Genomic DNA, 22,337 nt, shown 5'->3' on the forward strand with positions numbered 1-22,337 from the left:
AGAAACAAAAATAAATTATTTAGTTTTGAATTTTATATGATTAACATATAATTATGTACTATTAAAAATAATAGTATATTTGTAATAAGAAATCCCGTCCCGATGGGATTTTTTGTATTTATATAAACGATGAAGTTATGAGTAAAGTATCTTATTATACCGCAGAAGGATTAAAAAAGTTGAAAGAGGAGTTGGAGCATTTAAAAAGTGTAATGCGTCCGAAGGCATCTCAAGATATAGCAGAGGCAAGAGATAAAGGTGATTTATCTGAAAATGCCGAATATGATGCAGCAAAAGAAGCGCAAGGTTTATTAGAAATGAGAATTGCTAAACTGGAAGAAGTGTATTCTAACGCCAGATTAATTGACGAATCACAATTAGATGTTTCGAAAGCATTGGTGCTTTCTAATGTAAAAATTAAGAACCAAAGCAACGGAATGGAAATGAAATATACGCTTGTTGCTGAAAGCGAAGCTGACCTTAAAACTGGAAAAATCTCGGTAACGTCTCCTATTGGAAAAGGTTTACTAGGGAAATCTGTTGGAGAAGTAGCTGAAATTACAGTACCAAACGGAGTTCTGAAATTTGAAATTCTTGAAATCTCAAGAGACTAATTTTTTTAAAGTTTAACCGTTTAATCGTTCAATCGGTTAAACGATTAACCAAATAAACGATAAACAATGTCTATATTCACGAAAATAGTAAACGGAGAAATTCCTTCTTATAAAATTGCCGAAGACGATAATTATTTGGCTTTTTTAGATGTAAATCCAAATGCAAAAGGGCACACGCTTTGTATTCCAAAACAAGAAATTGACAAGATTTTTGATATGGAGGATGAATTGTATTTAGGATTAATGAAGTTTTCTAAAAAGATTGCAATTGCTTTAGAAAAAACAGTTCCATGCAAAAGAGTCGGAATGGCAGTTGTTGGGTTAGAAGTTCCTCATGCACACGTTCATTTGATTCCTTTAAACCATATGGATGAAATGCGTTTTCACAATAAAGTATCGCTTTCTAAAGAAGAATTTGAGGCTTTAGCAAAAAGCATTCAGTCGAATTTGTAATAGATTCCGAAATAAAATAAAAAGAGCAGTAAATATTTTACTGCTCTTTTTTATTTAGTGAAATCTGAAATGTAGTTCCTTTTCCAATTTCAGAATGTAAAACTTTTATTTTGCCACGATGATATTCTTCTACAATTCTTTTGGTTAAAGAAAGCCCTAATCCCCAGCCGCGTTTTTTGGTTGTAAAACCAGGCTCAAAAATAGTTTTGAATTGTTTTTTTAAAATTCCGGTTCCTGAATCCTTAATGTTAATTTTAATGTGATGCGCGTCTTGTTCAATTTGAAGATCTAAAGTTCCTTTTCCTTTCATAGCATCAATGGCATTTTTAACGAGATTCTCAATCGTCCAACTGTGTAGTGTTGGATTTATCATGGCTAAAACAGGCTCTTTTGGAGCATCATAAGAAAAAGTGACTTGTTTTGAAAAGCGCGATTGCAGATATTCATAACTACTTAAAGTTTCTGAAACGACATCATGTAACTCTAAAGCTGGAACTGAACCAATTTTTGAAAAACGGTCTGTAATGGTTTGCAATCGGTCAATATCTTTTTCAATTTCCAATGTTATCGATGGATCTATTTCTTCTGTTTTTAAAATTTCAACCCAACCAATTAAAGATGAAAGGGGCGTGCCAATTTGGTGAGCCGTTTCTTTTGCCATACCAGCCCATAGTTTGTTTTGAGTGGCCATTTTGGTGCTTTTGTAAAAATTATAAATTAAAGCACCAAACAAAACGATAATTAGCAGTAAGGCAATTGGGTAATATTTTAGCTTATTGATTAGCTCGGAGTTTCCATAATATAATTTTTGAAATTTCCCCGGGGCGTATTCAATAACAATTGGATCATTCTCTCGTTTTAGATTATTTAGATAAGAAAGTGATTTTTCTTCGTTTTCCATTATTCTTTCCGGTACATTGACCGAACTGATAATTTTATCGCCATACATCGTTAGCATTACAGGAACCGAATGATTGTTGTTTAAAATCTCAAGTGGTAAATCTAAGTCTGTGTTTTCATCAGCATTGACCAAAGCCTTTTGAGCATTGGCTAAAAGGTTCATTTTTAACCTTTCTTCGTTTTTGAAAACCTGAAAAAAGATATAGGTATTCCAGAGAATCAGAGAAATGATTAAGAAGGAAATGGAAATGATAATCCAACGGGTAGTATTTCTTCTTTCGGAAAAAGACATAGGTATTTTTTTGAGGTATAAATATAACGAAATAAACACATTTTATATTTTGTTATTTGCTAAAGATTTTTGTTTTTATGTCCTAAAGTATTTCTTTGGATTAAACGATTTCTCTACTTTTGCAGATACCGAAATGAGGTTCGGTTAAAAAGAAAAAATATGATTAGCATTAATCCAAAAGAGATTCCAACGGCAAAATTACATGGTTATCTGCAAAGTGCTGTAGGACCAAGACCGATTGCTTTTGCCAGTACAATGAGCGAAAAAGGAATTCCGAATTTGTCGCCGTTTAGTTTTTTTAATGTATTTAGTGCGAATCCGCCCATTTTAATTTTTTCACCGGCACGACGCGTACGCGATAATACGGTCAAACATACACTGATTAATGTCGAAGCAACACGTGAAGTAGTTATTAATGTGGTCAATTATGATTTAGTGCAGCAAACATCTTTGGCCAGTACAGAATATGCAGAAGGTGTAAACGAATTTATCAAGGCAGGATTGACACAAATTCCGTCAGATTTGGTAAAACCGTATCGTGTAAAAGAGTCTCCGGTTCAGTTTGAGTGCAAAGTCACGCAGATTATTCCGTTAGGAACTGAAGGGGGAGCAGGAAATTTAGTTTTGTGTGAAGTAGTGAAAATTCATATTCATGAAGCTGTTTTAGATGAAAATGGTGGTATTGATCAGCATAAAATTGATTTGGTTTCGCGACTTGGAAATAATTGGTACTCAAGGTCAAATCAAGGACTTTTTGAAGTGCCAAAACCACTAACTACTTTAGGAGTTGGAGTAGATGCAATTCCGAATTTTGTCAAGGAAAGTCCGGTTTTTGACGGAAATGATCTCGGAAAATTAGGTAATATTGAAGCCTTGCCTACAACGGAAGAAGTTAGTATATTTGTGAAAGAAAATTTTTCTGTAAAAGGAGTTTTAAGCTCAGATGACCAGGAAAAAATTCATTTAGAAGCCAAAAAATACCTGAATAATGATGATATTTTATCGGCCTGGAAAGTGCTTTTAGCCAAAAAATAAGAATAGAAACAATAATTAATATAGACGAAGATGGAAGTTACAGGAAAAGTAAAAGTGGTTAATCCAGAGCAACAAGTTAGTGCTGCATTCAAAAAAAGAGAGTTGGTTGTTACAACAGACGAGCAATATCCTCAGCATATTTTGATTGAATTTACTCAGGATAAATGTGATTTATTGAGCAGCTACAAACAAGGTGAGGCTGTTAAAGTTTCTATCAATTTAAGAGGAAGAGAATGGGTTAATCCACAAGGAGAAACTAGATATTTTAATAGTATTCAAGGTTGGAGAATCGAAAGATTAGCTCCAGAAGGTCCTGCTCAGACAGCACCAATGCCTGCAGCAGAAGCTTTTGCTCCGGCAACAAACTTAAACGAAGACGAACCAGACGATTTGCCTTTCTAAAAGTTTAAATTCCGAAAAATATAAATTCCAAATTCCAAATCATTCTGTGTATTGGGATTTGGAATTTTTTATATTGATCTCATTTTTGTCATTTCGACGAAGGAGAAATCACACACGGAATTCCGCAAACAAAATCGCCAATCTTTGTAGAGTTTCTAGTGCGATTTCTCCTTCGTCGAAATGACAAGATTGTGTAGTTTACAGCTTGGAATTTGGATTTTTATTATTGGAATTTTTTATAAGATGTATTATTTATTTGAAGATATAGCTTTTCCTCCCGTTTCAGAAGCCGATGAAGAAGGTATTCTGGCAATTGGTGGTGACTTAAATCCGGAAAGATTAAAGCTGGCTTACCAAAGCGGAATTTTTCCCTGGTTTAATGAAGGAGAACCTATTTTATGGTGGTCACCCGATCCTAGAATGGTTTTGTTTTTGGATGAATTAATTGTGTCCAAAAGCATGCGTAATATTTTGAACCGAAATCAATTCAAAGTTACCTTTAATCAAAATTTTGAGGATGTAATTTCGAATTGTCAAAAGATAAAACGCGACGGTCAGGATGGAACCTGGATTTCAAATGAAATGATCGAAGCATATTGCAAATTGCATGCAGAAGGAATTGCAAAATCAGTTGAGGTTTGGCAAGATGAGGTTTTGGTTGGTGGTTTGTACGGAATTGATTTGGGAGATATTTTTTGTGGAGAAAGTATGTTCTCAAAAGTTTCTAATGCTTCAAAAATTGCCTTTATCGCTTTGGTTAATAAGTTAAAAAAAGAAAATTATAAGCTATTGGATTGTCAGGTTTATAATCCGCATTTAGAAAGTTTAGGCTGTCGCGAAATTGATCGTGATGAATTTATATCTATTTTAAAAAGTAAGTAAAATGAGTGCAATTCATATTGTAAAAGAAATTTATATCTATCCTATAAAAAGCCTGGCTGGAATTAGCTGCCAAAATGCTAAAGCGGAAGAAATGGGCTTCGAAAACGATCGCAGATGGATGTTGATTGATGCAGATAATCAGATGATAACACAAAGAGAACATCGAATTATGAGTCAGTTTTATCCACAGATTACAGATGAAAAAATTACAATTTCTTTTAAAGATCAAATACATGAATTCTCTATTAATGAAAATTTGGAAAATTCAATAAAAGTTAATGTTTGGGATGATCAAAGTGAAGTTGTTGAGGTAAATCAAACAACTTCAAAATGGTTTAGCGAACAATTAGGGTTTGAATGTAAGTTGGTCAAAATCATTAAAAATGGAGATCGCAAACATGAAAGTTCTCGTTTAAAAGAAACTTTCAATGTAAGTCTTGCTGATGGATATCCTTATTTGTTGATTGGTACCGAAAGTATGGATTTTTTGAATGAGAAATTAGCAGAAAAAATTACCATAAAAAGATTTCGTCCAAACATTGTAATCAGTACTCAAAAAGAGCATGAAGAAGACAATCTTGAAACGTTTAAAATTGGAGAAGTTCAATTTAAAAATGTAAAGCCTTGCGGAAGATGTGTTATGGTCAATAATGATCCTGCAAATGGTCGTTTGAAAAAAGAACCTTTAAAAACTTTAAGTAAATATAGAAATGTAAATAACTCCGTTTTATTCGGAACTAATATTGTTAGTTTGAATTCAGGAGTTATTAGTGTTGGTGACGAAGTTGTTTTTTAATTATTTCGGGTTAAAATTAATGAGGCGTTATTAAAGTCATATAGTGCGTCGACTAAATCTCGATATTCACTGTATTTTTCTTTCTCTAAATAAGTAAAATTGTAAAATTCTTCGACTGCTATTTTTACCGTATTTCCTTCAATTTTAGCGGTTGATTTAAATAAACCAATAACATCATTATTAGCGTTTTTAATTTCTTTGTTAAAAGCTAAACTGCCTACATTTTTAACGCTGTAGCCTGATGGGATACTTAAATTAATATAGTTAATGTTTTTCTTTGGATACGATATTACAATCGGATTTGTTCTGTTCGTTTCCTGATGTAAACTGGTTTGTTTTCCTAACACTTTACCAATCGTTATCAAATTATTTTTTCCTGCATTTTCGATCCAGGATTCTTTTACTTTTATGTCGCTGTTGATTGTAAAAGGTTTTTCAGGATCATAATTGTTTTTGTATTCTTGATTTTCAAAAGAATATTTTTGAACTTCAACATCAATATCATTAAATGTATTGTTCTTAACAAAATCATTTATTTTTTCTTCAGATACATGCTTCACTGCATATCTAAAATACGAAGCAAGATAACCCGTATAGGTGCTTTTTTTATCTACCAAAACGGTTTCCATATCATCGTTAATTGTAATGTTGCTTGTCGCTTTCGTTACGTTGTCATCCATTAAAACATTTTCGATTTTTTTGAATTCGTATGTAACCTGCTGGCGATCTTCTTTGTTAAAATAAACAGCATCATTGTTTACTGAAAGCGCATTAGGCTGACCATACGGCATCCAAAATTGAAAAGGAGAAAGGTATTTTTTTGTTTCTGGTATGTAAATCAGAATTTCTGATAAAGCATCAGGAACAACCTTTTCCTGGTCAAATTTATCATCAAATTTATCTGTAGAAGCCGTAAATTGATATTTAATTTTAAGATAATCTAAAACGTCCTTATAAAAATATAAAACCATTTTTGGCATCATTTTTTTGGTTTCTAATGCCTTTTTATAAATGTATTGTTTATCAATTTCGATATTTTCTTTAAGGTAGATATCGATTATTTTTATTTTTTCGTCAGTTGTTAGGGCAGGGTCATTTAATTTAAATTTTTCAACAAAATCTTTAATCATTGATTTAGCATTTACACCGTCGGCAAAACTATTAAGAGAATTATAATAGCTTATATAATCGTATCCCTTAGAAGTATCAAGAAAATAATAAACCTTTGCAAGATTGGCCAAATTTGTGGCATTTCTTTCAAACTTGTATGCAGGTAAATTCGATGCAGTATAAATGGTAATTTTATCCTTGCTTTGATTTATCATTCCGTTATAGGCAGCGGTATAAGTTTGCGCCTGACCAATTTTATTAATTTGAAATTTAGCTTCAACAACAGGAATATCTCTCTGAAAATATTCTGAACCACTAAACTCAGGATAATCTTTTATAACATAATAATACTCAATTATATCTCCTTTTTCTACACCTTCAAAAACAAATTGCTTTTCTTTTGATCCTTCTTTTTCAAGAATTTTTTCCTTCGGCAGTTCTTCAATTTTTCCGTCTGGTTTAATAACCCTTACTTTTAAATCTTTATAATCCCGCACGTAACGGTTGTTTATCGAAACCTTATTGTATTCATTGATTCCGGCTTCAGTTAAGATTTTTATTGCCTGATGTTTTACAATAAAGGCTTTATAAGCGTATCCTCCAACTTTGTTTTCGTAAAGTCGGTAATCTTTTAAAACTACGGCTGGATAGGAACTAAATTCAGCTGGAATTTCTTTAAATTTTGGATTTTCATCCCATTTATAATTTTTGACCTCTTCCTCTTGTGAGAAAGTAATTTGAGTTAAAAATAAAGTGATAAAGAATAATAGTTGTTTCATTTTTTTACAAGAATAATATTTTGATTGTATTGTTTCGTAATGTTTTTGATGGCAGTATTCCATGTTTCAAAATTTTCTTTTTCTAAGAGTAAAACATTCATCTCCATTTTTTGATCTATAATGATTGTGTTGTTAACCTTTTTATAGTTGATACTTGCCTGGAAAAAATCATTTTTAAAAGTAAAATTTTCAGGTAAAAAATCTAAAGAATATCCTGCTGGAATTGCGAATTCATATTCAAACTCATAAGACTTTTTAAAGTCATTTTCCAATGGGTTTTTTCTTTTCTCAATATTAATTCTTGCATCAGAATAAGGAAAAAACAGCATTGGTTTAAAAAGCAATTGATTGTCTGTCTGTTTGATCCATTTATCTAATTCAAAATGATATAAAATTTGAAGCGCATTTTGCGATACATCATCATTTTTAATTTCAATATTAGATGTTTGAATGTTTTGGATGAAACGCGCCAAGTATTCCTTTAGCATTTCATCTTTATCAGTTGTCGTTATATAACTGCTAATAAATTGTGTTTTTATAAATCCGTTTAACTTAAAATCTGCTTCACCTAACAAGGAATTCTTATCGAATTTGAGTTTGAGTTTGCCGATAGTTTTGTTTTTATCAGCTGGGATAACAGGTACTTTGATGATTCGGTATTTCTCATCATCTATTTTTACTAAAGCTTCTTTTCCCTGAATAAACGGAGTAATATTTGGGAACGAAGTATAATGACCAGTTGCGTCGAGAAAGATGTCTTTATTATCAATTGTCGCAACAGTAATCATATGATTATCCACAATTGGGCTTGGAACATTCTCATAGGTATAATTGTTCTGACGTGTTCCAATCCAGGAAATATTCGATTCTATGCCGGCATAGTGTAGCATTTCATTCAGTAAGTTGGCCATATCTTTACAATCGCCATATTTTTTATGTAATACTGAAGCGGCTTCTCTAGGAATAAATCCACCCATCCCGTCTTCAAAAGCAACATAGTTGATTTTACTCTGAACATAATCAAAAATAGCTTTTGCCTTTGCTGTATTATCGGTCAATCCGTTAATAAGTTCGGCCGTTTTTTCTTTTACCTGCGTTTGGTCTTCTTTATTAATATTTTTAATGGTTTCGGCATAAAAATGATAAAGATTGTCTACAGAACCAACGACATTTTGTGTGCCAGTAGCTGTTTTGTAATTTTTAATGTAAAAGATTAAATGCGGACTATAATAAGAAGGGCCTGGTGAACCGTTTTCTTTTTCTTCTTTAGCAGCATTTAATAATTGCCAGGTATAGATAGTGAAGTCACCTTCTTTTTGAGTCGAAAAATCAATTTTATCATCAAATTTACCTTGTACTGTGTATCCGATTTCGACATCGTTAGAAACTTTCAAAATAATTTTTGAAGATTTACAATCGAGGTAATCTTTGAAATAAAAGCTTTCTAAAAATTGAGGCTTTTTATATTCCTTTTTATAGAAAGAGTAGGTTTGAGAACCTTCTTCCAAATTTAAAAAGTTGTAGTATTTGAATTTCATGTCATGAAAAAAGACATCCCCAATTTCGCGATCACCGGTTCCAATATAACTTATTTTTTCTTTTTTGTTTTTTGGAGAAATACTATAAGCTTCTATGTCATAAACTTTCTCAAATGAATCAATATAGGTAATTCTGTTACCCAGAACTGTATTTTCATTTTTATCACCTACCCATTTTTTTTCTTTCGAGGTTAAAATTATTGAAGGAATATTATTTTTTATAGAAATCTCATACGAATCAACTTTTTCATCAATATATGAATTTGGTTTTGTACTCTGGGCACTACAAAAAATCGCTAAAAAAAATATAAATAAATAGAAGTGCCTATATAAAATCATCTATCAAAAAGAATTAAAAGTATTTAGAAATATTAAGGCAATATTAACAAATAAATTCAACTATTATAATAATTCTGCAAAAGTTTATTTGTAGCAATTTTTACTTCACTTTTTTAAAAGTTTAACTTCGTAAATCCCCAATTCAAAGTATTAAAAAGTACCAACTCATTTTTTAAAGTGGGCAATTCTAAAATCAATTTAAGTGTTTCGTGCGCCATCATAGTTCCGATAATTCCAGGCAAAGTTCCTAATACACCATTCAAATTACAATTTGGAACCTCTTTAGGATCTGGCATTTCAGGGAATAAATCGCGCAGGTTCTTACTTCCGTTATGATTAAAAACAGCAACCTGACCTTCAAATTTTAAGATACTTCCGTAGACCAAAGGCTTCTGAAATTGCACGCAAGTATCGTTTACCAGATAACGGGTTGCAAAATTATCAGATCCGTCTACAATAACATCGTATTGCTGAATGATTGTTGCTGCATTTTCCCTTGTCAATTTGGCATTAATAGCTTCAACCTCAATTAAAGGATTCAGTTTTGAAACGACTTCTTTCGCAATAATCGCTTTTTCTTTTCCAATTTCATTTTCAGTATATAAAATCTGTCGGTGTAAATTATGAATCTCAATGGTGTCAAAATCCATAATTCCGATATAGCCAGCTCCTGCCGTTGCAATATATTGTAAAACAGGACAGCCCAAACCGCCAGCGCCAATTACTAAAACTTTTGCTTTTTTGAGTTTTTCCTGACCTTCATCGCCAATTTCAGGAAGAATGGTTTGTCGGTTATAGCGTAGAAATTCTTGTATAATGCTCATTTTTTTTTAAGTCTTAAAGTTTGAAAGTCGAAAGTCATAAAGTCAAAAGTTGGCGGACTTTATGACTTTCGACTTTCAGACCTTTGACTAAATGTTCTATCCCAATCTTTCCAAACGGGTTCGTAGCCTGATTTTTTTATGATTTCTGATATTTCTTTTGCGGATCTTTCGTCGCTAATTTCAAATTGCTCCAATGATTGTGGATCTACGACATAACCACCCGGATTGGTTTTAGATCCTGCACTCATACTTGTAACACCAATCGGAATAATGTTATTTCTGAATTTTTCGTTTTCACGAGTTGAAATAGAAATTTCCAGATCTTCATTCCATAAACGATAAGCGCAAATAAGTTGTGTCAGATCTTTATCGTCCATAATAAAATTAGGTTCGATAATGCCTTCTGCCGGACGTAATCTTGGAAAGGAAACCGAATATTTAGTCTGCCAATATTTCTTTTGCAGATAATCTAAATGAAGTGCGTTGAAAAAACTATCAGTTCGCCAATCTTCTAAACCTAATAAAACACCTAAACCTATTTTATGAATTCCTGCAGTTCCAATTCGGTCAGGAGTTTCCAGTCGATAATCAAAATTTGATTTTTTTCCCTTAGTATGATATTTTTTATAAACTTCTTGATGATACGTTTCCTGATACACCAAAACAGAATAAACACCAGCTTCATGCAAACGTTCGTAATCTTCGGTGGAAAGAGGCTGCACTTCTACAGAAATAATCGAAAACTGTTCCCGTATCAAAGCAATGGCATTGAGGAAATAATTAATATTTACGGTGTAATTAGCTTCACCAGTAACCAATAAAACATGATCGAAACCAACATTTTTTACTGCTTCAACTTCGAGTTTTATCTCTGCGTCAGTAAGCGTTTTTCGTTTGATTTTATTGTCAAGACTGAAACCGCAATACGTACAAATGTTTTGGCATTCGTTGCTTAAATATAACGGCGCGTACATTTGAATCGTTTTTCCGAAGCGTTTTTTAGTTAGTTCATGGCATTGCTGCGCCATTTGTTCCAGATAATTTTGAGCAACAGGAGAAATCAAAACTAAAAAGTCATCTAGAGTTCGTTTTGTTTTTGCCAACGCGCGTTCGACATCTTGAGAAGTTGTGTGGTATATTTTAGATTGAATATTATCCCAATTATATTGCTCAAATATTGCTTTAAATGTTTTCATTGGATTGTGTTTTTTAACCGCAAAGTGCGCTAAGGATTACGCAAAGTTCGCAAAGCTTTGTGTGTTTTGTTTTTGATGAAAAAGTTCGCAAAGTTTTGCGAACTTTGCGTAAAACCCTTGCGAACTTTGCGGTTAAATAAATTACTCATATAAAAATGAAGTCAAAGGACTAGAAGCAACAGCATAATTTTGTTGATTAGCAATTTTAGCTTCAAAAGCTTTTCTTCCTGCAATAACGGCTTCTTTGAATGCCTCAGCCATTAATTTTGGGTTTCCGGCTACCGCAATTGCAGTATTGACTAAAACAGCATCGGCACCAATTTCCATCGCTTTTGCGGCGTCTGATGGTGCTCCGATTCCCGCATCGATAATTACAGGAACATTACTTTGTTCGATAATTATCTCCAGGAAATCAATAGTTTTTAATCCTTTGTTACTTCCAATTGGGGAGCCTAAAGGCATCACCGCTGTCGTTCCCGCACTTTCTAAATGTTTACACAAAACAGGATCGGCATGAATGTAGGGCAGCACAAAAAAACCAAGTTTGGCTAATTCCTCTGTCGCTCTTAAAGTCTCAATCGGGTCGGGCATTAAATATTTTGGATCTGGATGAATTTCAAGTTTTACCCAATTGGTTTCGAGTGCTTCTCTTGCTAGTTGAGCTGCGAAAACAGCTTCTTTGGCATTTCTCGCTCCTGAAGTATTGGGTAATAAATTGATATTTGGATGTTTTAAATGCGACAAAATAGCATCGGTATCCGTTTCAAGATCGATACGTTTTAAAGCCACCGTCACCAATTCACTTTCTGATGCAAGGATTGCTTCCTCCATCTGGATATTAGAACCAAATTTCCCTGTTCCCAAAAACAAACGGGATTTAAAGCTTTTATCACCAATATTAAACACTGACGTTTGCATATAATTGTTCGTTGAGTTGTTGAATTAATTTTTCTTTTTGATCACTTTTTGTAATCATTCCGGAAACAGCAATTCCGTGAATTCCGGTTTCCATTAACGGACTTATATCGTTTAACGTGATTCCGCCAATGGCGTAAACAGGAGTTTCTATTTTACTATTTTTCATTTTTTGAAGAATAGTGTAGTAGCCTGACAAACCTAAAATTGGGCTTAATTTTTCTTTTGTATCGGTAAAACGAAAAGGTCCTAATCCGATGTAATCACAACCATTTTTTACGTGACTTTCAATATCCTCAAAGGTGTTGGCTGTTCCTCCAATAATTTTGGTATTTCCTAAAATTGCTCTTGCTTCTGCAATATTCATGTCGGTTAAACCTAAATGCACACCATCTGCAGCGATTTGTTGTGCCAGATATAAATTGTCATTTACAATAAAATTGGCGAGATATTCTTCGCATAAAAATTTCACCGCTTCCGCTAAAGCAAAAGTGTCTTTGGCTGTTTGATTTTTGAAACGCAGTTGTATCCAATCACATCCGGCATCTAAGGCATGATGAATATTATACAATTGTTCTTCGATTGTTTTTCCTTGCGAAATGTATTGCAGTTTATTGTACATAGTGATATCCAATTAAAGTTGATGTTGAATTCAGGTATTTTTCTATGTAGGTTTTAGCATTTTTACAAGCTTCTTCCAAAGTTTGGTCTAATGCCAGATTTGCAGCTATTGCTGCTGATAAAACACAGCCGGAACCATGTTTTTCAAAACATTTTTTTTGGGAAGGGGCAAATTCAATAATTTCATTTTTTAAGAACAAACGATCCGTACCAATTTCCGATTCGTTATGTCCTCCTTTTAGTAAAATGTTGGTTGGAATTTCATTTTGGAGCCAAAGTTTGTTTGGAATAAAATCAGGAAATAAAATTTCAATTTCGTTGTAATTAGGCGTAATCAAATCAATTTTTGAAAGAATCTTATTAAGATCTGAATCTTCTTCGACTTTCAAAAATTCGAATTTTGTGGTGGATTTTAAAACCGGATCCCAGACAATTTTAGTCGTTGGAGACAATAGTTTTATCGTGGAAAGAATTCGGTTTAAATAATGCAGGCTTGGCATAATCCCGATTTTTACCGTTTTGATTTTATAGCTTAAAAATAACGTTTCAATAGAGCGGATTACAAAACTCAAATTGGTCCATTGAATTTCATAAAAGCCATCTTCCGTCTGAATTGTATTTGCCGATGCAACGGCAAAACCTGTCACCTGATGTTGTTCGAATGTTTTAACATCTGCCAAAACACCCGCGCCACCACAAGGATCAAGTCCTGCTATGCTAAGTACGAATGGGCGATTTGCTGACATAATTTAAATTGTTTTACAGGGTTTTCACTATTCCAGATGCTTCCTAAAAGCGCGACATCATCAAAACCATTTTCAAGTGTTTTTTTGATGTTTTCAAGATCAATTCCGCCTAAAGCGATAACTTTTGTATTTGTGTTTGTTCTTAATGCTAAAGCTTCAAAAAGATTTTTTACAGGATAATATTCTTCTTTAGAAATGCTTTTGAAAACAGGACTTAAAAAGGCATATTCGAACTCTTTTTCTAAAGAATTAAAATCTTCTATAGAATGAGTTGATGTTGAATACCTGCAAGGTTTTGAAAACCTTGCAGGAAAATCATGAGAATGTTTTCGATCTTTTTCAGAAAAATGAATTCGGTTAATTCCAAAATCTTCTGCCAATTGATGATGACTGTGTAAAACCAAATGAGATCTGAATTCTACTTTTATCTGATCAATAAAATGCGCCATTTCAATTTCAGAAAATTCAGGTTTCCGAATATGAAGGAAAGACAACCCTTCCTCAAACAAAGATCCAATAATGTCAATTTCGCCAGAAATTGCAGAAGGATTAGTAATTACAATCATATCTTTCTTCTTTGTTCTCTATTCTATTTTCTTTACTCTATTCTCTATATTCTTAAATATAAATCTCTTTCCCCTGTTCAATAAACTCCTCTGATTTCTCCTGCATTCCTTTTTCAGCGGCAGCAACATCTCTAATTTCCTGAGATATTTTCATAGAGCAGAATTTTGGACCACACATAGAACAGAAATGTGCCACTTTTGCACCATCAGCAGGAAGTGTTTCATCATGGAATTCTCTGGCAGTATCAGGGTCAAGAGAAAGATTAAATTGATCTTCCCAACGGAATTCAAAACGGGCTTTACTTAAAGCATTGTCGCGATATTGGGCACCCGGATGACCTTTGGCTAAATCGGCAGCATGAGCTGATATTTTATAGGTGATTACACCATCTTTTACGTCTTTTTTATTCGGTAAACCAAGATGCTCTTTTGGTGTCACATAGCATAACATCGCACAGCCGTACCAGCCAATCATGGCCGCTCCAATTGCTGAAGTAATATGATCGTAGCCCGGTGCAATATCAGTTGTTAAAGGTCCAAGAGTGTAAAAAGGTGCTTCGTTGCAATGTTCCAATTGCTTGTCCATATTTTCTTTGATCATGTGCATCGGAACGTGACCTGGCCCTTCAATAAAGACCTGAACATCATGTTTCCATGCAATTTTGGTTAATTCTCCAAGCGTTTCTAATTCGGCGAATTGTGCAGCGTCGTTAGCATCAGCAATAGAACCGGGACGTAAACCATCTCCAAGAGAAAAAGCCACATCATATTGTTTCATGATTTCGCAGATTTCCTCAAAGTGGGTATATAAGAAGTTTTCTTTATGATGAAACAAACACCATTTTGCCATAATCGATCCGCCACGCGAAACAATTCCGGTAACACGATCAGCGGTTAAATGGATGTAGCGAAGTAAAACTCCGGCGTGAATTGTAAAGTATGAAACGCCTTGCTCGGCCTGTTCGATTAAAGTATCACGGAAAACTTCCCAGGTTAAATCTTCAGCAATTCCTTTTACTTTTTCCAATGCCTGATAAATTGGAACCGTACCAATTGGAACCGGCGAATTACGAATAATCCATTCTCTGGTTTCATGAATGTTTTTCCCTGTTGACAAGTCCATAATGGTGTCGGCTCCCCAGCGACAAGCCCACACTGCTTTTTCAACTTCTTCTTCAATGCTTGAAGTCACGGCACTGTTACCAATATTGGCGTTTATTTTAACCAAAAAATTACGACCCACAATCATTGGTTCGCTTTCAGGATGATTGATGTTGTTTGGAATAATGGCTCTTCCGCAGGCAACTTCACTTCTAACAAATTCAGGAGTGATTTTACTTTTTGGTGTATTTGCTCCAAAACTATGTCCGGCATGCTGGCATTGCATTGCTTTGGTTTGCTCGTTTAAAAGTTCAATGCGTTGGTTTTCACGAATCGCAATATATTCCATTTCAGGAGTTATGATTCCTTGTTTGGCATAATATAATTGCGTTACGTTTGCCCCTTTTTTAGCACGTTTTGGCTGATGTAAATATTCAAATCGAAGGTGATTTAAGCTTTCGTCTTTCAAACGGGTTTGACCGTAATCAGAAGTTATTTCATTTAAAATTTCAACATCATTTCGATCCAGAATCCAGCTTTCGCGTAAGCGCGGCAATCCTTTTCTAATGTCGATTTCGATGTTTGGATCTGTATAAGCACCTGAAGTATCGTAAACCGTTACAGGTGGATTTGTCTCAATTCCGCCATTTGATAGTTTGGTGTCGCTTAAAATGACTTCTCGCATCGCCACTTTTATGGGGTGAATTTCACCATTGACATAAACTTTTTTAGAATTCGGAAAAGGGGTTCTGGAAATTTGTTCTTCTGTTGTCATAGTTTTTTGTTTCAAGTTTCAGGTTTCAAGTTGATCTTGATTGTGTTGAATGTTAGATGTAAAATGAAAGATGGTTCGGTAGAGGAACAGCGGTGTGTCTACTTTCTGTATGAAATTGGAATTTGGATTTTATCCCGAGGTTTTTGCGATTGGAATTTAACTTTTAGCCCCCCTGTGTAGCAGAAATAATTAAAATTTCGTCGGTTTCTTGTACGAAATGTTGGTTCCAATTGATTTTTGGAACGACGGTGTTGTTAATGGCAACGGCAATTCCGTTTTGTTTGTTGGGGATTTCGAGATCGAGCAATGATTGAACGCTTAGCGATTCAGCATTGAATTTTTTGATTTGTTGGTTGATTTTTAGTTCCATTCCTTTAGATTTAGTTTCTTGTAGAGACGCACTGCCGTGCGTCTCTACTTTAGGAATGGCTACAAAAACGCATAAAAATGCGCGCAGAAGTCATCTTACTTTTCCCTACGCTAGTATGAACTAGATCAGGTTCAGAGGGTAAAATCTCAGCCTGCTTATTTAGCAGACACCCCTAAAGTGTGAAGCAAATGTAATAAAATTTTGTTTGGTTGTTTAAAAAAGTTTCAAGTTTCAGGTTTCAAGTTGCCTCTGGAAACTGAAAACTGAGACTGTTTACTGGCTTCTTTTCCAGCAATCTTCCGCGTGATCATTGATCATTCCGGTAGCTTGCATGTGTGCGTAAATTACGGTTGAACCAACAAATTTAAAGCCTCTTTTTTTTAAATCTTTACTGATTTCGTCAGAAAGTGGAGTAGTGGCCGGCGCGTCTTTTGACGTTTTGAGGTTATTTATGATTGGTTTTCCGTTGGTATATTTCCAGATATAATCAGAGAAACTGCCAAATTCTTCCTGTACTTTCATAAAAGCCTGAGCATTAGAAACGGCTGCTTTTATTTTTAGTTTATTGCGGATGATTCCGGTATTTTGCATCAATTCTTCGATTTTATCTTCAGAATAATGAGCTATTTTTTTATAATCGAAATGATCAAAAGCATTTCTGAAATTCTCTCTTTTGTTTAAAATGGTAATCCAGCTTAAACCGGCCTGAAAAGTTTCCAAAATTAAAAATTCGAATAAAGTAGGGTCGTCATAAACTGGAACTCCCCATTCTTCGTCATGATATTTTTTATATAAATCGCTGGAAGTGCACCAGCCGCATCGAATTAAATTTTCGTTTTCCATTATTTACCAATTTGCCAATGATATCCTTTTACACTTGGTATATAGGCGGAATGACCAATTATTATTAAATCATTATAGACTTTTCTGTTGTATTTAATGCCAATTGCTTTACCAGACATGAACATTTTATTGGCCTGAAATCTAACTTTCATTTTACCGTCTTCAAGTTCGGCATCAGATACTTTTTCTACAAGCCAGGTTGAACGCCATTTTACATTTAATTCATCGTGAGCTGTTCGGGTAACACTTTTAACAAGTTTAACGGCTTCTTCGGGAATTTTAAAATTTTGCGTCAAATCTTCTTGACTCATCGTTTGGCCAATTTTAGTACCCGAAAAGATTTTGCGTAAATTAACAAAACTCATTAAGTCCTCTTCTTTTTTTATTGGAGTTGGAGCTTTTTCTGTTGTTGCTATTTTTGCAGTAGGAATTTCTGGCGTTACAATGGGTTTAGTGACAGTAAAAGCCTTTTTTTTATTAAGTGGAGATTTATCGTCGCTGTCTTTTGCCACTGCTATTTTAGCAGGAGTTCGGTCAAGTGGTTTTTGAGGAGCAGGTTTTAAAGAACTAACAGGATATACTTTAGCGTTAGGTTGCTTTTTGTCATCGCTGCCACAGCTATAAAGGAAGCAGCAGATTGAAAATAGTAATATTACATTAGTTTTTTTCATAACAATAATTTTTTAGTCCTTATGAGAAATGTCTCCTTCCAAGTATTTTTTAATCAAATGATGTCCTGCGTAAATTAATGGTGTCAATAAAATGGCTATCGACAATTTAAAGGTATAACCTATCAATGCTGATGAAAGAAAGGTATCAAAATCAATTTTTCCCGGAAGCCAGAAGGCTATTCCAAGTACAATAAACGAATCAAACAATTGCGAAATTACAGTTGATCCTGTTGTTCTAAGCCATATTTTTTTATCACCTGTTCGGTTTTTAAAGAACCAAAATATACTTACATCTATAAGCTGCGAAACCATAAAAGCTATAATACTACCAACTATAATCCACATGCTTTGTCCAAAAACAGCCTGAAATTGTTCGTCATTTACAGGACTAATTCCTTTTGCCGCCGGAATTACAATGGCCATAAATAAAATTAAAAAGGCATATGCAATTAAGCAAGCCGTGATGAATGAGAGTTTTTTGACTCCTTTTTCTCCAAAATATTCATTTATTAAATCAGTTGTCAGAAAAACTACTGGCCATGGTAAAATACCAATACTCATTACAAACGGCCCAATCTGAATTAATTTCCCTCCAATAAGCTCCGCGACAACTGCATTTGTTATAAAAATTCCTGCCAGAATTACAAAGACAATTTCTTTTTTGGTTTTGAACATAAATACGTACTATAAAATCTGATACTTCAAAGTTAACTATTTTATGCTGAAAATAGATTTAATATTCTTCACCCAGTGATAACTCCTCTTCGTCCTTTTCTTTTTCAAAACTTGCTCTCATATGATCGCCATTCAGGGTTTCATTGATGATAAGAGCATATGTTTTCTCCGGCTCCTCCTCAATACTTATTGTTTTTATTGGAGCGGTGGTATAAGCCAACGGATTTATTTTTTTGTTTTCGTTTAAAAAGACAATGGTGTATAATTGCTTTTTGATAGCTTTTGTCTCATCATTTTTTCTTTGAATTTGATAAAAGTAAAACGAAATTTCATGATTGTCTTTTTCTACAATTTGCTTTTTTAATAAAGTTATAGAATCTTTTTTAGAAAGATTCTGAAAATTTACAGCGGCTGATTTTGCAATCTCATCATCGATAAAATGTATTGCATCTTTTTTGTTTTGATTTAATAGCAAATTGATTGTAATGAATTGCGTTTTAGGATCGTTTAAAAAACCTTCAATTTCGGTTGTATTTAGTGCATTATGCGTGATTCCTAATCGGGCTAATTCTATGTTTAATTCCGGAATGTCCAGATTTTTTATTTTTTTCAATACTTCTTTTACAGCATTATCATCGGTGTAATTATAGATCAAATTGGTGTAATTTATTAAATCAGTTAATGATCTTGATGATTCAGAATAAAAAGTTACTTCATCTTCTGCAGTTGCAGCCTCTTGTGTGGCTTTGTTTTTTTCGTTCCAGCTCGCTACTCTTTTATATTCAAGTTTGGTATTGGTCAGGATTATTTTTTTAAAAGCTTTTAGTTTTTTAACCGAAATCAATTTTTTCTCTAAAAGTGAATTGCAAAAGCTAATGATTGGTTTATTGTATTCTTTGATACTGTAATATTGAAAAATCTCAGGAAATAACTCTTTACTGTTTTCAGGATCTCTTTCAAACGTGTAAAAAAGGCTTCCAATCTCATACTGTAAATCAGAAATAGGCAAATCGTACTCTAGTAATTCATTGATTTTTTTGTATGCCGCTTTTGTTTTTTGGTGCGAGATACTTTTTAAAATACTAATCTGTACATCAGTTTTGGTCGATTCTTTTTTATAATAATTCTCTAGATAAGGAATTACTCTTTCATCGTCTATTTTACCAATTTTTTCCAGCAATGAAGTAACGGCATCTGTTTCACTTTCTTTAAATTTAAAAGTGTTGATAAAATTTGTTATCGCTTCAAAATCCTTTTTTGTGATATCAAGATTATCGATCGTGTTTAAGGCCGAATAACGAATGGTGTCTTTTTCACTTTTAGCATCTTCGATAAAAAGTTTAACCTTGTCTTCAGCTGTATCTGTTTTGATATTTTCAACAAGTTCTAATGAATTAAAGGTTTTTTCTATGAAAGGATCATCATTTTTATAGTTTTTCTCAACCAGCGTATTCAGTAAATAATAGCTGTTGTTTTTGTAAAGTACTTTGTATTTAACGGCCTGAGTCGCATTTGGTTTAGAAACTAAAGCATTTATAGTATAACTATTTTGTTCTTTGTTAAAAGTGGTACTTTCAGATAAAAACTCATAATTATCTTTTTTGTCAGCAAGAATTTCTTCCCATAAAGACTGTGAGAATCCTTTTTTAAGGAATAATTCCGGACTTAATAATGATGTTGCCGTTTCGTAACTTTCATCGTCTTCTGCTTCAAAATAATTTTGCTCAGTATCAATTTCGTACTGATTTAGAAATTCTTTTTTAAGCATACGCTGAACTGAATCAATAGATAATGTTCGTTCGTATTTAGGAAATTTATGATAGGCTAATTTGATTTTTCGACCTGTTTCAGAATTAAATGCCTGAAACTGATTAACAGCTTTAAAAGCATTTTTTGTCTCGCGTTTGTTTTTGTTTAATTTTAAAAATAGATTTTCGTTTTCCTTTTCAGGAATTTCTATTTTATAATTTGCAGTTGAATCTACTAAAACTTTCGATTTCGATTTGTAATCGAACGGAGCAAGTACAAAAGAATTAAAAAATCGATTTGTATTCGCTTCAGATGCATTTACAGAACCCAATAAGTAATATTTATTGCCAGAAATAATGGTTTTTAATTTTATACTTCGGTCGCCAATTTTAGAGGTTGAAACAAAAGAATTTTCGGTTTTGTTGTATTTTGTAGCTGTAGAATCCTGATTTTGCTGAAGATAAAATTGATAATGAATTTGCTTTTGTTCGTATTCAGAATTTTCAAGGAAACTGGTATCATTTAAAGTTTTCTCTCTTAAAAAGTAGAATCCTTTTTCCTGATTGTCATAAGCTTGAATGTCAATATTAGTACCTTTTTCTGCACTATTTCCAAAGACGAAATTAAATGATGGAATTTCAGCTTCAAAACCTCCTTTTACGGGTTTAATCTTTTCCCATTCATTTTTAAAAGGCTTGATTTTAATATTTTCAAAAACTTCATTTTCATATTGTCGAACATAATTTGCAGGTCCGGTCATCGCAATCGAAATGATTTCTAAAGGCGTGATGTAAAATTTAGAATGTTGAGCGTTTCCTGTTTTTGTAACATTTTTTATGTCATAACTGGCATAATTGGCTTGTTCTGCATATTTTTTCTCAATAATGTCTCCCGGAATTTTTTCAAAAAACAAACTATCCAATGATTTCGGATTATAAGTAACATTATTGTTTTTTAGGAAATAATTTAGAGGAATTCTTTTTATCGTGATGGCACCGCCGTTGGTAAAATCCGGAGAGCCCATGCTTTCGTTTTCTTCGATAGTGGTTTTATATAATGGCAATTGTACCATTTTATCTTTGGTATTCGAAACGGTAAAATTAGGATTGGGAAAATAAGCTTCAATAGTTTTCTTCTGATTTTTTCCGTTTTCGGTAAAAGTGTCGATTATAGGTTTTACCGTATAACCTTTCCGTCTTAAAAGTTCAATTATACCGTCATTTCCTGCAAGATGTGCCGCTCCAACTGCAGAGAATAAACTGCCTGTTTTGGCAATAGAATCAATACTTTTGGTCATTACTTTGTTGCGATTGACAATAAGGGCATCATGTGCTTTTTTCGAAAATATTAGTTTATAAATCGAGTCAAGCATTATAATATCTTTCTCTCGGTAATATTCTTTTAGAGCCTCTTGAGGGTTTCTATTTTTTAAGATTTTGACTAAAGCAAGTTTGTTCTCTTCTTTTGGTTTTGCATCTTCATCAATAATTTGCAATATCGAAAGCATCGATTCTTTTGCATCTTCAAGGCCAACAATTTTCTTTTTGTATTTCTTTCCTGTTTGAAAAATAAACATGTCTAATACCGTGTCTTCCTGAAAATCTGCCTGATCTCCTTCGGCTCCGGATAACATATTTCTAAAATACTTGCCATTGTCATTAATAAAAATGGTTTGTATATTTTCTTTTGTTGTGGGGAATAAGTAGAACTCGGTATAAAACTTTTTATAGGAATTGAAATCAGTGCTTTTCATCAAATCATTCAGACCTCCCCATGTTTCAGGATTGCTCTCATTGGCCACAATATCAGAACCCAGAAGATTTGTAAAAAACGAATCAGATAAATGAAACGAGATTTTATCATTAACGTGCATAGTCCCGTAGATATAGGATTTTTTGGTTAAACCGTTACCGGATATTTCCCAAAATAAACTCTTGTTTTGTGCCTGAAGGACCGAAGTTATTAATAATGAGAGGTAAAGTAATTTTTTCAAGAGGGTTGGTTTAGTGGTTTAGCTAAACAAATATAAAATAGATTACGGTCTTTTCGTTTATGAATTTGGGTTTTTCTTTGATTTTTATAAGGTATTTTCTTAAAAACCAAAATTTGCTTTAAGAGCGGGAAAAGTTTTTCTGGCAAGTCATT

The 22,337-nt window shown here is 33.3% G+C and carries 21 protein-coding genes and 1 riboswitch; of the genes, 6 read left to right on the forward strand and 15 right to left on the reverse strand.

Annotation, left to right across the window (positions count from 1 at the left end; translation table 11 throughout):
* The first annotated feature begins 137 nt into the window (after positions 1 to 137).
* Positions 138 to 614 carry a transcription elongation factor GreA gene (greA, locus tag BUA98_RS05070; RefSeq protein ID WP_072970495.1) on the forward strand — a complete coding sequence of 159 codons (477 nt, stop codon included), beginning with the start codon at positions 138 to 140 and terminating at the stop codon, positions 612 to 614.
* 66 nt (positions 615 to 680) lie between these two features.
* The gene (locus tag BUA98_RS05075; RefSeq protein WP_072970496.1) at positions 681 to 1,067 is read left to right on the forward strand and encodes an HIT family protein; all 387 of its coding nucleotides are present in this window, start codon (positions 681 to 683) and stop codon (positions 1,065 to 1,067) included.
* Between the two features lie 37 nt (positions 1,068 to 1,104).
* Here the strand turns inward: BUA98_RS05075 and BUA98_RS05080 are convergent, their stop codons facing one another.
* Positions 1,105 to 2,259: a sensor histidine kinase gene (locus BUA98_RS05080; RefSeq protein WP_072970497.1), complete on the reverse strand. Its 1,155-nt coding sequence runs from the start codon at positions 2,257 to 2,259 to the stop codon at positions 1,105 to 1,107.
* Positions 2,260 to 2,418: 159 nt separating this feature from the next.
* Between BUA98_RS05080 and BUA98_RS05085 the strand changes: the two genes are divergently transcribed.
* The 4 genes from BUA98_RS05085 (at position 2,419) to BUA98_RS05100 (ending at position 5,374) form a co-directional block, all read left to right on the forward strand.
* Positions 2,419 to 3,294 (forward strand): flavin reductase family protein, encoded by an 876-nt coding sequence (locus BUA98_RS05085; RefSeq protein ID WP_072970498.1) that lies wholly within the window; start codon positions 2,419 to 2,421, stop codon positions 3,292 to 3,294.
* 30 nt (positions 3,295 to 3,324) lie between these two features.
* Complete coding sequence (locus BUA98_RS05090) at positions 3,325 to 3,696, forward strand: DUF3127 domain-containing protein (RefSeq protein WP_026983757.1); 372 nt, start codon at positions 3,325 to 3,327, stop codon at positions 3,694 to 3,696.
* A 243-nt stretch (positions 3,697 to 3,939) separates the two neighbouring features.
* Positions 3,940 to 4,578 carry a leucyl/phenylalanyl-tRNA--protein transferase gene (gene aat, locus BUA98_RS05095; RefSeq protein WP_072970617.1) on the forward strand — a complete coding sequence of 213 codons (639 nt, stop codon included), beginning with the start codon at positions 3,940 to 3,942 and terminating at the stop codon, positions 4,576 to 4,578.
* A 1-nt stretch (position 4,579) separates the two neighbouring features.
* Positions 4,580 to 5,374, forward strand: coding sequence for an MOSC domain-containing protein (locus BUA98_RS05100; protein WP_072970499.1), 795 nt, complete (start codon positions 4,580 to 4,582; stop codon positions 5,372 to 5,374).
* Here the strand turns inward: BUA98_RS05100 and BUA98_RS05105 are convergent.
* From BUA98_RS05105 to BUA98_RS05170, 14 genes are all read right to left on the reverse strand, one after another.
* On the reverse strand, positions 5,371 to 7,263 hold the full coding sequence (locus BUA98_RS05105; RefSeq protein WP_159433450.1) for a DUF3857 domain-containing protein: 1,893 nt from the start codon (positions 7,261 to 7,263) through the stop codon (positions 5,371 to 5,373). The genes BUA98_RS05100 and BUA98_RS05105 overlap by 4 nt on opposite strands.
* Positions 7,260 to 9,140, reverse strand: coding sequence for a transglutaminase domain-containing protein (locus tag BUA98_RS05110; RefSeq protein WP_072970501.1), 1,881 nt, complete (start codon positions 9,138 to 9,140; stop codon positions 7,260 to 7,262). The genes BUA98_RS05105 and BUA98_RS05110 overlap by 4 nt, the downstream gene beginning before the upstream one ends.
* Positions 9,141 to 9,253: 113 nt before the next feature.
* The gene (locus BUA98_RS05115; protein WP_072970502.1) at positions 9,254 to 9,964 is read right to left on the reverse strand and encodes a HesA/MoeB/ThiF family protein; all 711 of its coding nucleotides are present in this window, start codon (positions 9,962 to 9,964) and stop codon (positions 9,254 to 9,256) included.
* Between the two features lie 59 nt (positions 9,965 to 10,023).
* Positions 10,024 to 11,160: a 2-iminoacetate synthase ThiH gene (thiH, locus tag BUA98_RS05120; protein ID WP_072970503.1), complete on the reverse strand. Its 1,137-nt coding sequence runs from the start codon at positions 11,158 to 11,160 to the stop codon at positions 10,024 to 10,026.
* Positions 11,161 to 11,301: 141 nt separating this feature from the next.
* Entirely contained in the window at positions 11,302 to 12,078 is a 777-nt protein-coding gene (locus BUA98_RS05125) for a thiazole synthase (protein WP_072970504.1), read from the reverse strand.
* On the reverse strand, positions 12,059 to 12,697 hold the full coding sequence (locus BUA98_RS05130) for a thiamine phosphate synthase (RefSeq protein WP_072970505.1): 639 nt from the start codon (positions 12,695 to 12,697) through the stop codon (positions 12,059 to 12,061). Before BUA98_RS05130 ends, BUA98_RS05125 begins: the two co-directional genes overlap by 20 nt.
* On the reverse strand, positions 12,687 to 13,442 hold the full coding sequence (locus BUA98_RS05135; protein WP_072970506.1) for a hydroxymethylpyrimidine/phosphomethylpyrimidine kinase: 756 nt from the start codon (positions 13,440 to 13,442) through the stop codon (positions 12,687 to 12,689). Before BUA98_RS05135 ends, BUA98_RS05130 begins: the two co-directional genes overlap by 11 nt.
* The gene (locus tag BUA98_RS05140) at positions 13,409 to 14,008 is read right to left on the reverse strand and encodes a thiamine phosphate synthase (protein ID WP_072970507.1); all 600 of its coding nucleotides are present in this window, start codon (positions 14,006 to 14,008) and stop codon (positions 13,409 to 13,411) included. Before BUA98_RS05140 ends, BUA98_RS05135 begins: the two co-directional genes overlap by 34 nt.
* Before the next feature lie 52 nt (positions 14,009 to 14,060).
* Complete coding sequence (thiC, locus tag BUA98_RS05145; protein WP_072970508.1) at positions 14,061 to 15,884, reverse strand: phosphomethylpyrimidine synthase ThiC; 1,824 nt, start codon at positions 15,882 to 15,884, stop codon at positions 14,061 to 14,063.
* A 163-nt stretch (positions 15,885 to 16,047) separates the two neighbouring features.
* Positions 16,048 to 16,254, reverse strand: coding sequence for a sulfur carrier protein ThiS (gene thiS, locus BUA98_RS05150; protein ID WP_072970509.1), 207 nt, complete (start codon positions 16,252 to 16,254; stop codon positions 16,048 to 16,050).
* A gap of 85 nt (positions 16,255 to 16,339) precedes the next feature.
* Positions 16,340 to 16,438: riboswitch (TPP riboswitch) on the reverse strand.
* A gap of 89 nt (positions 16,439 to 16,527) precedes the next feature.
* Positions 16,528 to 17,097 carry a DNA-3-methyladenine glycosylase I gene (locus BUA98_RS05155; RefSeq protein WP_072970510.1) on the reverse strand — a complete coding sequence of 190 codons (570 nt, stop codon included), beginning with the start codon at positions 17,095 to 17,097 and terminating at the stop codon, positions 16,528 to 16,530.
* Positions 17,097 to 17,768, reverse strand: a complete 672-nt coding sequence (locus BUA98_RS05160; RefSeq protein WP_072970511.1) for a hypothetical protein — start codon at positions 17,766 to 17,768, stop codon at positions 17,097 to 17,099. The genes BUA98_RS05155 and BUA98_RS05160 overlap by 1 nt, the downstream gene beginning before the upstream one ends.
* A 12-nt stretch (positions 17,769 to 17,780) precedes the next feature.
* On the reverse strand, positions 17,781 to 18,443 hold the full coding sequence (locus BUA98_RS05165; protein WP_026983743.1) for a queuosine precursor transporter: 663 nt from the start codon (positions 18,441 to 18,443) through the stop codon (positions 17,781 to 17,783).
* Positions 18,444 to 18,501: 58 nt separating this feature from the next.
* Positions 18,502 to 22,185 (reverse strand): TraB/GumN family protein, encoded by a 3,684-nt coding sequence (locus BUA98_RS05170; protein WP_072970512.1) that lies wholly within the window; start codon positions 22,183 to 22,185, stop codon positions 18,502 to 18,504.
* Between the last annotated feature and the right edge of the window lie 152 nt (positions 22,186 to 22,337).

The sequence above is a fragment of the Flavobacterium saccharophilum genome, from assembly GCF_900142735.1.
GTDB classification, from domain to species: domain Bacteria; phylum Bacteroidota; class Bacteroidia; order Flavobacteriales; family Flavobacteriaceae; genus Flavobacterium; species Flavobacterium saccharophilum.

Coding starts and splice junctions, on each gene's coding strand:
- BUA98_RS05140 (WP_072970507.1), bottom strand. CDS start 14,008: ATGATTGTAATTACTAATCCTTCTGCAATTTCTGGCGAAATTGACATT.
- thiH (WP_072970503.1), bottom strand. CDS start 11,160: ATGAAAACATTTAAAGCAATATTTGAGCAATATAATTGGGATAATATT.
- BUA98_RS05115 (WP_072970502.1), bottom strand. CDS start 9,964: ATGAGCATTATACAAGAATTTCTACGCTATAACCGACAAACCATTCTT.
- BUA98_RS05090 (WP_026983757.1), top strand. CDS start 3,325: ATGGAAGTTACAGGAAAAGTAAAAGTGGTTAATCCAGAGCAACAAGTT.
- BUA98_RS05130 (WP_072970505.1), bottom strand. CDS start 12,697: ATGTACAATAAACTGCAATACATTTCGCAAGGAAAAACAATCGAAGAA.
- BUA98_RS05075 (WP_072970496.1), top strand. CDS start 681: ATGTCTATATTCACGAAAATAGTAAACGGAGAAATTCCTTCTTATAAA.
- BUA98_RS05080 (WP_072970497.1), bottom strand. CDS start 2,259: ATGTCTTTTTCCGAAAGAAGAAATACTACCCGTTGGATTATCATTTCC.
- thiS (WP_072970509.1), bottom strand. CDS start 16,254: ATGGAACTAAAAATCAACCAACAAATCAAAAAATTCAATGCTGAATCG.
- BUA98_RS05085 (WP_072970498.1), top strand. CDS start 2,419: ATGATTAGCATTAATCCAAAAGAGATTCCAACGGCAAAATTACATGGT.
- thiC (WP_072970508.1), bottom strand. CDS start 15,884: ATGACAACAGAAGAACAAATTTCCAGAACCCCTTTTCCGAATTCTAAA.
- BUA98_RS05160 (WP_072970511.1), bottom strand. CDS start 17,768: ATGAAAAAAACTAATGTAATATTACTATTTTCAATCTGCTGCTTCCTT.
- greA (WP_072970495.1), top strand. CDS start 138: ATGAGTAAAGTATCTTATTATACCGCAGAAGGATTAAAAAAGTTGAAA.
- BUA98_RS05100 (WP_072970499.1), top strand. CDS start 4,580: ATGAGTGCAATTCATATTGTAAAAGAAATTTATATCTATCCTATAAAA.
- BUA98_RS05105 (WP_159433450.1), bottom strand. CDS start 7,263: ATGAAACAACTATTATTCTTTATCACTTTATTTTTAACTCAAATTACT.
- BUA98_RS05165 (WP_026983743.1), bottom strand. CDS start 18,443: ATGTTCAAAACCAAAAAAGAAATTGTCTTTGTAATTCTGGCAGGAATT.
- BUA98_RS05125 (WP_072970504.1), bottom strand. CDS start 12,078: ATGCAAACGTCAGTGTTTAATATTGGTGATAAAAGCTTTAAATCCCGT.
- aat (WP_072970617.1), top strand. CDS start 3,940: ATGTATTATTTATTTGAAGATATAGCTTTTCCTCCCGTTTCAGAAGCC.
- BUA98_RS05135 (WP_072970506.1), bottom strand. CDS start 13,442: ATGTCAGCAAATCGCCCATTCGTACTTAGCATAGCAGGACTTGATCCT.
- BUA98_RS05155 (WP_072970510.1), bottom strand. CDS start 17,097: ATGGAAAACGAAAATTTAATTCGATGCGGCTGGTGCACTTCCAGCGAT.
- BUA98_RS05110 (WP_072970501.1), bottom strand. CDS start 9,140: ATGATTTTATATAGGCACTTCTATTTATTTATATTTTTTTTAGCGATT.